Source organism: Corallococcus sp. CA049B (assembly GCF_003611685.1).
Lineage (GTDB): Bacteria > Myxococcota > Myxococcia > Myxococcales > Myxococcaceae > Corallococcus > Corallococcus coralloides.
The window spans coordinates 1-12,142 of sequence record NZ_RAWC01000259.1 but is presented as its reverse complement, the minus strand read 5'-3'; the positions used below and the strand labels follow the sequence as shown (position 1 = coordinate 12,142).

The 12,142-nt window shown below is 71.6% G+C and carries 11 protein-coding genes; 5 read left to right on the top strand and 6 right to left on the bottom strand.

Features of this window, described 5'->3' with window-relative positions:
* Positions 1-114: 114 nt before the first annotated feature.
* The gene (locus D7W82_RS34695; RefSeq protein ID WP_120622403.1) at positions 115-1,707 is read left to right on the top strand and encodes an MBL fold metallo-hydrolase; all 1,593 of its coding nucleotides are present in this window, start codon (positions 115-117) and stop codon (positions 1,705-1,707) included.
* On the opposite strand, the gene D7W82_RS34690 is transcribed toward D7W82_RS34695, so the two are convergent.
* On the bottom strand, positions 1,662-2,657 hold the full coding sequence (locus D7W82_RS34690) for a hypothetical protein (protein WP_120622402.1): 996 nt from the start codon (positions 2,655-2,657) through the stop codon (positions 1,662-1,664). The two genes, D7W82_RS34695 and D7W82_RS34690, sit on opposite strands and share 46 nt — an antisense overlap.
* Before the next feature lie 131 nt (positions 2,658-2,788).
* The gene (locus tag D7W82_RS34685; RefSeq protein WP_147439702.1) at positions 2,789-3,397 is read right to left on the bottom strand and encodes a hypothetical protein; all 609 of its coding nucleotides are present in this window, start codon (positions 3,395-3,397) and stop codon (positions 2,789-2,791) included.
* Between the two features lie 287 nt (positions 3,398-3,684).
* On the opposite strand from D7W82_RS34685, the gene D7W82_RS34680 reads away from it, so the two are divergent.
* Both D7W82_RS34680 and D7W82_RS34675 read left to right on the top strand, forming a co-directional pair.
* A complete protein-coding gene (locus D7W82_RS34680; protein WP_120622400.1) occupies positions 3,685-4,503 on the top strand; it encodes a methylase in 819 nt (272 codons plus the stop codon).
* A 303-nt stretch (positions 4,504-4,806) separates the two neighbouring features.
* Positions 4,807-6,126 carry a carbamoyl-phosphate synthase gene (locus D7W82_RS34675; protein WP_199727918.1) on the top strand — a complete coding sequence of 440 codons (1,320 nt, stop codon included), beginning with the start codon at positions 4,807-4,809 and terminating at the stop codon, positions 6,124-6,126.
* 7 nt (positions 6,127-6,133) lie between these two features.
* On the opposite strand, the gene D7W82_RS34670 is transcribed toward D7W82_RS34675, so the two are convergent.
* The 3 genes from D7W82_RS34670 to D7W82_RS40710 form a co-directional block, all read right to left on the bottom strand.
* Complete coding sequence (locus tag D7W82_RS34670) at positions 6,134-7,579, bottom strand: pyridoxal-dependent decarboxylase (RefSeq protein WP_120622399.1); 1,446 nt, start codon at positions 7,577-7,579, stop codon at positions 6,134-6,136.
* A 25-nt stretch (positions 7,580-7,604) separates the two neighbouring features.
* Complete coding sequence (locus D7W82_RS34665; RefSeq protein ID WP_120622398.1) at positions 7,605-8,456, bottom strand: glycosyltransferase family 2 protein; 852 nt, start codon at positions 8,454-8,456, stop codon at positions 7,605-7,607.
* Positions 8,457-8,720: 264 nt separating this feature from the next.
* Positions 8,721-8,891 (bottom strand): hypothetical protein, encoded by a 171-nt coding sequence (locus D7W82_RS40710; RefSeq protein ID WP_158617781.1) that lies wholly within the window; start codon positions 8,889-8,891, stop codon positions 8,721-8,723.
* Positions 8,892-9,068: 177 nt separating this feature from the next.
* Here D7W82_RS40710 and D7W82_RS34660 point away from each other — a divergent pair, with 177 nt between their 5' ends.
* The gene (locus D7W82_RS34660; RefSeq protein WP_120622397.1) at positions 9,069-9,884 is read left to right on the top strand and encodes an arginyltransferase; all 816 of its coding nucleotides are present in this window, start codon (positions 9,069-9,071) and stop codon (positions 9,882-9,884) included.
* On the opposite strand, the gene D7W82_RS34655 is transcribed toward D7W82_RS34660, so the two are convergent.
* The gene (locus D7W82_RS34655; protein WP_120622396.1) at positions 9,871-10,770 is read right to left on the bottom strand and encodes an alpha/beta hydrolase; all 900 of its coding nucleotides are present in this window, start codon (positions 10,768-10,770) and stop codon (positions 9,871-9,873) included. The two genes, D7W82_RS34660 and D7W82_RS34655, sit on opposite strands and share 14 nt — an antisense overlap.
* 455 nt (positions 10,771-11,225) lie before the next feature.
* On the opposite strand from D7W82_RS34655, the gene D7W82_RS34650 reads away from it, so the two are divergent.
* The coding region (locus tag D7W82_RS34650) for a glycosyltransferase (protein WP_147439701.1) at positions 11,226-12,142 on the top strand (917 nt) is incomplete at its 3' end.

Sequence of the window (12,142 nt, the reverse complement as noted above, 5' to 3'; positions counted from 1 at the left end):
GGGTGGGCCATGGGTGCGGGGCAGGGTACCGGCCTCCATGGGGCGCCCACAACCCGCGCAGCCGCGGGCGTGCAAGCCCTTGCGAAGGGCAGGGCGCCATGCGAGTCCGCACGCATGCGATTCACCCTGCACCGCGGCGTCAGCCTGGCCGTCCTCGCCTCCGCCCGTACGGAGGCCGACCATCACGAGGACCTGGGGTGCAGCATCCAGGGGCCCACCGCGCGCCCCGTGCGCCGCGCGCAGGTGCCGCTGAAGCGCCACATCGCCGCGCTGGGCCGCGAGGGGGCCCTGCGCGAAGCGGACGCGCTCATCCGCTGGCTGGAGGACACGCCCCGCTACGCCGCGCTCTGCCAGGGCACGAAGCGGCGCATGGGCCGGCGCGTGCTGCGCGAGGACGTCCTCTTCCCCGACCCTCTGCGCCACCGCCCGCGCGTGCTGCACCTGCGCCAGGACTCACTGGGGCTGGACGTGCCGGTGCGCGCGAAGGACTGGCCCGCGGTGGCGGACCTGTTCGCGGCGCTCGCTCGCGGCGCGACCCGGGAGGAGCTGCGCGCGCTGGCCACCGTGCCCGTCGTGGGCGAGCTGCTTGGCGACCTGTCGCAGGCCGGCTGGCTCGTGCGCCACGTGGGGCCGGTGGACGTGCCGGGACCGGGGGCGCTCTTCGTGGGACACAACACGGTGCTGGTGTCGGGCAGGGAAGGGCGCGTGCTGGTGGATCCGTACTTCCGCCCCACGGGCGAGGCCGACCTGCCCGGCTACGGCGCGTTGCAGGCGTCGGACCTGGGCCGGGTGGACGCGGTGGTCATCACCCACTCGCACGGGGACCACTTCCACCTGGGCTCGCTCCTGCCCCTGCCTCGCGACACGCGCATCTTCGTGCCCGCGGTGGCGCGCGAAAGCCTCTTCTCCACGGACTGCGCCCTGCGGCTGAAGCAGCTGGGCTTCACGCGCGTGGAGCCCCTTCGCTGGGGCGAGACGCGGCAGGTGGGCGACGTGACGGTGCACGCGCTGCCCTTCCACGGCGAGCAGCCCACCGACGGCGAGGGGCCCCACCCGGACCTCTACAACGAGGGCAACACGTGGCTCGTGCGCTCGAAGGACTTCTCCGCCGCCTTCTTCGCGGACGCGGGCCATGACGTGCGCGGGGACATGGCCGCGGTGTGCCGCCGCGTGCGCAAGCAGCAGTGCCCGGTGGACGTGCTCTTCTGCGGCGTGCGCGGCTTCCGGCTGCCGCCCATCTTCTTCGGCTTCACCACGCTGGACGCGTTCCTCGTCAACGTGCCGCGCGACGCGCTCACCACGCCGCAGCGCTTGATGGCGGGCCCGGAGGAGGCGCTGCGCTACGGCGCGCTCCTGGGCGCGCGCTACGTGGTGCCCTGCGCGGACGGCGGCGCCCCCTGGTACTGGCGCGAGGGCATGGGCCCGCGCTACGCCGGTTATCCAGGCGAGCCCGTCACGGGCGCGAGCCAGATGGATGAGAACCCGGACGCGGATCCATACCCGGAGCGGCTGGCCGAGGTGCGGAAGGCTCGGGGAAAGGGGCCCGAGGCGCTCCTCCTGCGGCCCGGCGAGGCCCTGCGCTGGCGGGGCGCGCGGAAGCCGGAGGTGCTGAGCACGCCGGGCTTCGAGTGGCCGTTCGGCAACTGGCGCGAGGCCGCGCCTCAGCCGCGCAGCACGTCGCGGACACGCCAGAGGGAGACGAGGTAGAGCGCGGCCAGCACGGCGAGGCACGCGAGGCCCACGTTCACGTTCCAGTGGATGACGCGGCTGATGTTCCAGCCGTACACGTCCACCAGGGCGCTGGGGTCGCTGAGGCCCGCGCCCTCCATGCGGCCGAAGGGGATGCGGTCCACGTGGGTGCGGGCCGCCCACCACATCTCGAAGCTGTCCATGAGCGCCGCCGCGCCGATGACGACGAAGCCCCAGCGCAGCTGATGCCGGTGGAGGTAGTGGCCCGGCGGCACGAAGAACGTGGCCATCAGCAGGGTGCCCAGCACCATCCGGCCCGCGTCGCCGCCGAAGTAGATGAGGGCGCGGGCCTGGGTAGGGGTGAGGCCGAAGCTGCCCGCCCCGAGCGCCGCGAGCAGCACCACGCCCACGCCCATCCACGCCCACCGGCGGCGCTTCCAGCCCTGCCACACGAGCGCGCCCAGCAGGCCCGCCAGCAGGAGGACCATGGACGTCGAGCGCTCCTGCGACACGTGGGTCACCCAGAACGTGGGCGTGGCGCTGTAGCCGCAGAGCCAGGCGGTGACGGCGTGCCCCAGCTCATGCACCGGCATGGTGAGGAAGGTGCGCATCAGGAAGTGGAAGAAGGGCAACTGGACCGCGAACCACGCTCCGACGAGCGCCACGGGGAGCACCGCCAGCCGCAGCCGCGCCTCCAGGGCGCCGTCGCTCAGCCCCCGGTCCGGGTGGAAGGTGAGGCCCTCCAGGGCCGCCGGCTCCGGCGCGGGCCGGGCCGCCACCAGGGGCGAGACGAACGTGGGGACGGCGTGGGCCTCCAGCGCCTCGCGCAGGGCGGCCCGCTGGTCCTCGGCTTCCCGCTGGGCCGCCTCGCGGGCCTCGCGGTCACGGGCCTCGGCCTGACGGGTGGCGGCGCGTGCTTCGGCTCGCAGGTAGATGACGCCGCACGCCGGGCACTCGGGCCCCGCCACGCGGGGGGCGCCACAGCGGGGACAGGACGCGGACGGAGGGCTCACAAGCCCTGCACTCTAGGTGCGCCGCGGATGGGACGAAAATCGCACCGCCGGGAACCCACGAGGCTCCCGGCGGCGGAAAAGCGGAACTAGAAGCCGTAGTAGCTGCTGTAGTCCGTGCCGAACAGGTCGATGACCGTGACGCCCCACGAGTGCACGATGACGACGATGATGGTCTTGCGGAAGCGCGTGAGGTTCCAGTCGTTGATGGTCTGCTGCTGGATGCCCACGCTCATCGGCGAGCCGTACCGCGCGGACTTCACCGCCGAGGGGAAGGTCTCGATGACCGTCGCGCGCTGCGCGACCTCCTTGCCGTCCTTGTCGATGAGGGTGGCGATGGCCTTGTACTTGCCCACCTGGATGTCTTCCGGCCTGGCGCGGACGCTCACCCGGTAGTGGCCCGCCGGGATGCCCGCCTCCTCGGCGTCGATGTAGACGAAGGCCGCGTCCACGCCCTTCTCGTACTCCGCGGCGGGGACCTTCTCGTAGCCCGCGATGCTCGTCGCCACGACGGTGGCCTTGTCCGTCGTGAGGGTGCCGATCTCCTCCTCGTTGAGCGCGACGCCCTGCTCCTTCGCGCCCTGCACCAGCTCGGTCTTGAGCTCGGTGCAGGCGGCCGCGGCGGCCGAGGCGTACCGGGACTCACCCGCGAAGGCGGAGCCGGAGAGGAGGAGGGCGGCAACGAGGGAGGAGCGCATGAACCTGGAAGTCATCATGGGGGACGGGGAACCAATCTCTAGGAGGGGACTGCGGTCACGGATGCCACGGACTGCGACACCGGCGGCTCCCCCTGTGCAGCGGCGATGCCAATCCCTTTCACGGCCGCGTCCCACCCGGTTCCAGAGGGGAATCATCCGGCTGTAACAATGTTTGAGACAATGATTGTGACATGGCGTGTTACGGCCCGGGCCCGGCAATGACGTCCCGCGCTACAACCGGCGAGGAGTCCTTGACGTCCCCGGCCTGGAGCGCCCATGTCGTGCCCATGGCCCAGGAGCTGGATACCCGCACCCGGGGGAGGACCGCGCGAGGCCGTCTGCGCGCACTGGACGCGTACCTGTGCCAGTTCGAGGCCCCGTTGCTCACGCGTGACGACGGCCCCTGGGCCCGCGCCGCCTTCGTGGACGTGGGCTTCGGGGAGCACCCGTGGACCACGCTGGAGGGCGCCAGCGCCTTCCGCGCGTTGAACCCGGAGCTGTCCGTGGTGGGCGTGGAGCTGGACCCCGAGCGCGCCGCGGCCGCCGCGAGAGCGCACGCGGATGCGCGCACGCACTTCCGCGAGGGCGGCTTCGCGCTCCCGCTGTCACCGGACGAACCCGCCCGCCTGGTGCGCGCCATGAACCTCCTGCGCCAGGGCGCGCCGGAGCGCATCCCGGAGGCCCACCGCGCGATGTCGCGGCACCTGCTGCCCGGCGGGCTGCTGGTGGAAGGCTCCTCCGACACGGACGGCGCGGTGCTGGTGGCCCACCTGCTGCGCCGGACACCGGACGCGGAAGCCCCCACGCGCGAGGGCCTCCTCTTCCACACCGACTTCTCCCGGGGCTTCGCGCCGCTGCTCCTGCGCGACTGGCTGCCCCGCGACCTGCGCCGCCGCGTCCGCCCTGGCGACCCCATGCACGCCTTCTTCCAGGCGTGGGAGGCGGCATGGAAGGCCGCGCGCGCGCAAGGACACACCGCGCCCCCGGACGCCTTCGCCGAGTCCGCCGTGCGCCTCGCCAGGACGACCCCGGGGGTCGCCACCGATGCGTGGCTCCTGACCCGGGGATTCCTGCGCTGGAGCCCGCCCGGCGGCACTCCGGCCTGAGTCCGCTCACTCCTTGGGGGTGCAATCATGCGGGTGCCGGCCCCAAGCGCCGCCGGAAAAGGTATTCTGTCGGGAATTCAGCTTCCGGCGGCCCCCCGCTTCGCCAGAGGCAGACGGCTCGACATGAACAGGCACCTTCTGACGCTTCTCGCCGCGGGGCTGATGGCAAGCACCTCGTCCGCCGCCGGCCCGTCGACCTCCGAGCTTGGAGGGAGTCGGCTCGCGCAGCGTCCCCACCGCCAATCCCGTCGTTCCTCCGCGCGCGCGCGCCGCGAGGCCGACCCCGCGAAACTGGAGCAAGAGATGGAAGAGGCCGCCTACTCCGATGAGGCCCCCGCGGCCGTCATCGCGGCCCGGCCCCCCGCGTTGCTGTTCTCCGCCAACTTCTACGGCACCCTGGCCGCCGCCCGCTGTCTGGGCCGCCACGGCGTGGACGTGACGGTGGCGGACACCGGCCGGTTGGGGCCGGCCAGCTACTCTCGCTTCGTCAGCCGCCGCGTGCAGTGCCCGCCGGAGTCGCAGCCGGAGGCCTTCCTCCAGTGGCTGGTGGACTTCGGCCTGCGCGAGCCCGTCAAGCACGTGCTCTATCCGACGAGCGACGAGCTGGCGTGGCTCATCTCCGCGCACCGCTCCAAGCTGGAGGACCTCTTCCACCTCTACGACCCGGGCGTGGACGCGGTGTACGGCCTGCTCAACAAGCGCCGCCTCTACGAAGTGGGCACGGAGGTGGGGCTGCACCTGCCGCGCACCTGGTTCCCCCAGTCGGAAGAGGACCTGGAAGAGGTGCGCCGCGAGGCGAACTTCCCGGTGCTGCTCAAGCCCACCACGCAGATCCTCCACGCCACGCACCGCAAGGGCCAGCCGGTGTCCTCGCCGGAGGACCTGGCGCGCGAGTACCGCGAGTTCGCGCGGGACACCTACGCGCCCATGCTCGTGAAGTTCGACCCGGCCGTGGTGAACCCCATGGTACAGGAGTTCCACCCGGAGGCTGCGGAGGGCATCTACAGCCTCTCCGGCTTCGTGGATGAGTCCGGCGAGCTCTTCGAGGCCCGCGCCGCGATGAAGGTCCTCCAGCGTCCGCGCCGCCTGGGCGTGGGCGTCTGCTTCGAGTCCGCGCCGCTGCGCCCGGACCTCGTCGAGGGTCTCACCCGGCTGTGCAAGAAGCTGGGCTACCACGGCGTCTTCGAGGTGGAGTTCATCCAGACGAAGGACTCGTACCTCCTCATCGACTTCAACCCGCGCTTCTACGGGCAGATGGGCTTCGACATCGCGCGGGGGCTGCCCCTGCCGCTGCTCGCGTACCACGCGGCCACCGGGGACCGGGACGCGCTCAAGCGCGCGGTGGAGGACGCACGCGACGCCAGCGCCGCGCACGAGGACGCGGTGTTCTGCAACCGCATCGCGCTGGAGATGCTGCTCAACCTCCAGCGGCTGTCCGGCGCGCTGCCGGCGGACGAGGCCCGGCAGTGGCGGCAGTGGTTCAATACCCACAAGGCGACGGCGGTGGATCCGCTCATCGACCGGGACGACATGACGCCCGCGGCGGTGGAGCTGGCCACCATCTCCTACGGGGCCGCGCGCCACCCCCGCGCCTTCCTGCGGATGATGGTCTTCAACCGCTAGACGGCCATCACCCCGCGGCGCGAGGGGCCGCGGGGACCGGATCATCGAAGGTGATCAGGTCCTCGTGCGTCTCCGCCCGGCGCAGCCGCCGCACCTTCCCGCCCTCCACGCCCACGATGGCGGGCTGCGGGAAGGAGAAGGACGTGCCGAAGGGCACGAAGTACGCGCCCGCGTCCATGATGGCCAGCGTGTCGCCCACCTTCAGCTCCGGCAGCCGCACCGCGTGGTACAGCGTGTCCGCCGGGGTGCAGATGGGGCCCACCACCGTGTACGCCTTGTGTGCCGGCGCGGCCGGCCGCTCCACATGGAAGAGCTGGTGGTACTCGTTGCGCACGCATTCGGCGTGGTTGATGCCCATGTCGAGCACCGCCCACGTCCGCTCGCCGCCGTCCTTGAGCGCGTGCACGCGGCCCAGCAAAAGCTGCGTGTTGCCCGTCATCGCGCGGCCCGGCTCCAGGAAGATGCGCGGGCGCTCGCGGCCCTTCTTCGCGTAGTGCGCCTCCACCTGGGCCACCACCTTCGCCACATACCGCTCGATGGAGAGCGCCGCCGCGAAGTCCGGCGCGGGCAGGTCGCGCTGGAAGGTGAGGTTGAGCCGCCAGTCCCGCTGCTCGATGTGCTCCACCGTCGGCGTGCAGAGGCTGCCGCCCAAATCCAGCACCTCCAGGTCCAAGCCCAGCTCACGGTGCAGCTCGTCCGCGAAGTCCAGCACCGCGCCGACGAAGCCCTCCAGCTCCGCCTCCGTGCGGATGAGCTCGCCCCGGTGCGCGTGCAGGCCCACCACGTCCAGGTTCCCGGAGGCCAGCGCCTGCCGGTACGCCGCCATGGCCTGTCCGCCCGCGATGGGCGTGCCGAACTGCGACGTCCAGCCCGACATCGTCGTCACCCGCACGGCCACGCGCGGGCGCTTGCCCAGCTCCGCCGCGTGGCGTGAGAAGACGTCCAGCTCCTCGCGGTGGTTCGCGGCCAGGAGGCCGATGCCCCGGGTGATGGACTCGCGGATGGACGCGTCCGACTTCACCGGGCCGTTGTAGACGATGCGCTCCGGCGCCACGCCCAGCTTGAGCGCGAGCCACAGCTCATAGGCGGAGATGACCTCCGCGCCCACGCCGCGCGCGTGCAGCGCGGACAGCACGCCCGGCACGGGGTTGGTCTTGTACGAGTAGTACACCTCGCAGCCGCCCGCCGCGCCCGGGGGCACCGCCTGGAACGCGTCCGCGTTGCGGTGCAGCGCTGACAGGTGCACCACGTGCAGCGGCGAGCCGTACTCGGTGGCCAGCTGGGACAGCGACACGCCCTCCAGGAAGAGGCCCTGGCCGCCGCGCGACTCCAGGCCCCACGTCTCCGGGGGGAGGAAGGCTCTGGCGGGGGCCATCGCGCGCTGCACGACGGGCCCCAGGGTCTGCTTCAACTGGCGCTTGGCGGTTCCAACGAGACGGCGACGCAGGCTCACGGGGAGAGGCCCTTTCAGGAGACGCTCAAGGCAGCTTGAGGGGGAGGTAGCGCGTGAGGCCGAAGCGGCCCTTCAGCGCGCGCGTGGCCAGTTGCAGGAGCCGGTACTCCAGCTCGCCGTGCTCGCGCCGGTACTTGTTGTGGATGATGGCGTTGGACTCCGCCACGGACTTCTCCACCTTCGCGCCCGTCTTGCCCAAGTCGTTCATCAGCGACGGCTTGCCCACCCGGTAGTTGAGGATGGGCCGGTCCACGTAGACGTGGCCGTAGCGGCGGATGCCGCGCATGTAGAAGTCCACGTCCTCGTAGACGGGGATGTTCGGATCGAACCCGCCCAGGGGCTGGAAGTATTCGCGGCGCACCATGCACGCGGAGTTCACGTACAGCGTGCCCAGGAACAGGATGTGCGCCACCGTCCACGCGCTGCTGGGCGTGGTGGCCCCCACCTTCGCCACGCGCTCGAAGTAGGTGCTCTTGTCCTCCAGCCACTCCGGATCCTCGCTGAAGGGCACCACCCAGCCCACCGCGACACCCGCGTCCGGCCGCGCGTCCAGCGCCGACACCATGGCCTGGAGCGCCCCTTCGGCGAGCAGGTCGTCGTCGTCCAGGAAGTGCAGGTAGCGGCCCCGGGCCAGCGTGGCGCCTTGGTTTCGCACCAGCGCGGGGCGCCCCTTGGACGGCACCTCCTGCTGGAAGTAGCGCACGCGGGCATCGCCAATGCCCTGCACCGCGTCACGGGCCGTTCCCTCCGCGGAGTCATCCAGGACGATGACCTCCACCTGGACGCCTTCTTGACGCAGCGCGGAGTGGATGGCCTCCACCACGTCCTTCTCGCGCTTGTACGTGGGCATCACCACCGAGACGTCGACTGATGACATAGGCCCCGGTTTATACCGGTGGCGCCCCACGACTGAGAAGCCAGCCGCGCCCCCGAGCACGTGGAGCCTTGTCCCCGGTCCCCTGTGTCCGGTGTTACCCGCCCGCTGTCCAGGGAGGCGAACGGGGGCGGCCGGCTGGCGGTGTCCCGGTAGTTTCTACGGCCCCATCAGGGGGTGGACCGGAAAGAATCACGGTCCCATCGCGACACGGCTGCCACACCGTGGCTCCCCGCCCGCAGGATTTTCGCCGGTCCCGCAGGATTTTCAGTAGCTGGCGACGGCGAAGTCGAACGCGTCCAGGTCGTCCACGACGTCGGCTCCGGCGGCGGAGTGGAGGGCGTCGTCCTCCTCGAGGAACGCGTCTCCCCAGAGGGGGCCGTCGGCCTCGTCGGGGTCCAGCGGCAGCCATCCAGGATGCAGTTCCTCGCGGGCCATGTGCGTTCGTCCTCTTCCGCAAGTGGTACGGCTTCAGTCGGTGACTTGCAGCCGGTGTGCCACTTCCTGGATACGGAACGGCCCACACCGGCGGGTCGTTTCCGACGAAAGGTGGGTCGCCGGACGGGCAGGCATGGCTTGACGCCGGAGCCTGGGGCCGACAGGAAGGGAACACCGATGGCCGTCCTGCTGGCACACGAAATCGAAGATCCGCGCCCGTGCAGCTATCTGCCGGGGCGGGAGGCGTCCCTGGAGACGCTGCTGATGCGCAACGTGACGGCGCAGGAGTACGAGCACCTGCTCGTGCGCGGATGGCGCCGCTTCGGCCCGCAGTACTTCCGGCCCGCCTGCGCGTCGTGCCACGAGTGCGTGTCCCTGCGCGTGCCGGTGGCGGGCTTCACGCCCAACCGCAGCCAGCGCCGGGCCCGCGCCGCGTGCGCGCACCTGCGCGTGGAGGTGGGCCCGCCGCGCGTGGACGAGGAGCGCCTGGCGCTGTACCGCGCCTGGCACGCGGACCGCGAGTCGTCCCGGGACTGGGAGGCGTCCGAGCTGGGCGCGCGCGAGTATTCGCTCCAGTTCGCCTTCCCGCACCCGTCCGCGCGCGAGGTGGCCTGGTACGACGACAGCGACCCGTCAGGCCCGAAGCTGGTGGGCCTGGGCCTGTGCGACGAGACGCCGCACGCGTGGAGCGCGGTGTACTTCTTCTACGACCCGGCCTACGCGCGGCTGTCCCTGGGCAAGGCGAGCGTGCTGTTCCAGGTGGAGCTGGCGCGCGAGCGGGGCATCCCCTACGTGTACCTGGGCTACCGCGTGCTGGCGTGCGACTCGCTGCGCTACAAGGCCGGCTTCCGCCCACATGAGCTGCTGGAGGGGCGCCCCGCGCTGGACGCGCCGCCCGAGTGGCGTGCCGCCGCAGCTGACGCGCCAGAAGCCGCGGCTGACGCGCAAGCGCCGGAGTGGGTGGGCCCGGAGGCGGCGCTCAGGAGCCGCTGAGCAGCGCCGCGCCGAAGAAGTCGCGCAGGTGGCGCGCGTACTCCTCCGGGGCCTTCTTCGCGTACTCGCCGTGGTGCGCGCCGGGCACCACCCAGTAGGTCTTGGGTTCGCACGCGGCCTGGAAGAGCGCGTCCTGGAGGAACGCAGGCGCGTACGCGTCGACGTCGCCGTTGATCAGCAGCAGCGGCCGGCCCTTCAAGTCACACAGGCGCTTCATGGGGTCCACCGCGTCCACGTCCACGCCGGACAGGCGCAGGGTCCAGAGCGCCGGCTGGACGCTCAGCGGCCCCCACTTGCCGTAGCTGTAGCGCGTGTCCGCCTCCAGCGACGGGTACGCGCCCGCGGCGGCCACCGCCTGGAGGCGCTCGTCGTCGAGCGCCTCCAGCATCGCGGTGGTGCCGCCCATGGAGAAGCCCAGCACGCCCAGGCGGGACGGATCCACGTCGTCGCGGTGCGAGAGGAAGTCCACCGCCGCGCGCAGGTCCTCGCGCTCGCGGTCGCCCCAGGTCACCAGGTCACCCTCGCTCTCGCCGTGGCCGCGCGAGTCGAAGAGCAGCACGCCGTAGCCCGCGTGTGAGAGCACCTCCGCCTCGAAGAGCATCTGCGTGCGGTTCTCCGCGAAGCCGTGCATCACCACCACCGCCGCGCGGTTGTGCGACGGCAGGTACCAGCCGCGCAGCGTCAGGCCGTCCCGCGTGCGCAGCACCACGTCCGTGCGCCCCGGAAGCATGCCTTGCGCCACCGGCCTCAAAGGCTGGCGCGCGGGGTGCAAGACAGCGCGTGCGGCGCGGACGTTGCGGTACGCGATGACGGCCGCCACCGCGAGCACCCCCAGCAGGGCGAGCGCGATGAAACGGGCGGGACGGGAGTGGATGGGGTTCTTCACGAGGATGGATTGTGAGCCTATACCCGGAATCCAGTTCCTGGCAGTCGGCCCCCGGACTCGTTGAGTCCCCAATCAATGAACCGCACCCCCTGACGCGTCCGGCGCCTCTTGACGCGTCAATGCTGGAACTTGCCCGGCAGGACGCGGTGCGGCTGTTTCAACGATGTATCAGTGGGCCGGTGAAGGCCGCTGTTTCGAAATGGCGTTGGCGCCCCCGGGAGATCCACCGGCAGGGCGGCGTGCAACTGTCTCCTGGGTGGCGGCGCCGGGTGACCTTCGCTACCTATCGCACGGTGCGTGGGATATTGATCAGCGACCAACTCCAGGGGTGGGCTCGCCGGATACTCGTACGCCGGGCGGGAGAGCAAAAAATCGCTTCTTACCGGGAATCCCAGACATTGGAACCGCAGGCGCGGCAAGAGATCGCGGTCCCGGCCCCAGGGCGGCGGCGGCGCGTGTTGTTCACGCTCGTCTTCATGGGGACGGGGGGCATCGAGCGCTCCGTGTGCAACGTGTTGGCGGGCCTGGACCGGGAGCGGTTCGAGCCCTCGTTGTTCTTCCACCACGGGCCGCCGCCGCCGGACACGATCGGGCGCATCCCCGCGGACGTGCCCATCTCCTGGGGCGTGGGCGTGGAGGCCTACCGGCGCCGGGAGCTGCCGCGGATGCTCTGGCGGCTGTTCCAGGAGGCGCGCAAGGCGGACATCATCGTCTCCGGGCAGGAGGGCCGGGCGGCCCTGCTGGCGCGGATGGCGGGGGCCCTCCTGGGCAAGCCGGTGTTGGGGATGGTGCACTTCGACTGGGGCGCCTTCCACCGCGAGCAGCCCAAGCGTCAGCTCTGGGGATTGAAGGTGCTCTACCCGGGCATGGACCGCATCGTGGCGTGCGGCTACGACTCCGCGAAGGCGTTCGCGGAGCTGGTGAACGTGGACCGCGACCGGCTGGAGGTCATCCCCAACTTCGTCGACGCGGACCGCATCCGCGCCGCGGCGGACGCGCCCCTGCCCGCGTGGGCGGTGCCGGTGTTCAAGAAGCCGGTGATCATCGCGGTGGGGCGCCTGGAGCCGCAGAAGTCCTTCGACATGCTCATCCGCGCGCACGCCCGGATGCGGGCGGCCGGGACGGACACGCACCTGCTCATCCTGGGAGTGGGCTCGCTGGAGGCGGAACTCAAGGCGCTGGTCGCGGAACTGGGCGTGGAGTCTTCCGTGTTCATGCCGGGCTACGCGGACAACCCGCACGCGCTGATGCGGCGGGCCACGGCGTTCGCCCTGTCCTCGCGCTTCGAGGGCCTGCCCATGGTGATGCTGGAGGCGCTCGCGCTGGGCTGCCCCATCATCAGCACGGACTGCCCCTCCGGGCCCTCGGAGGC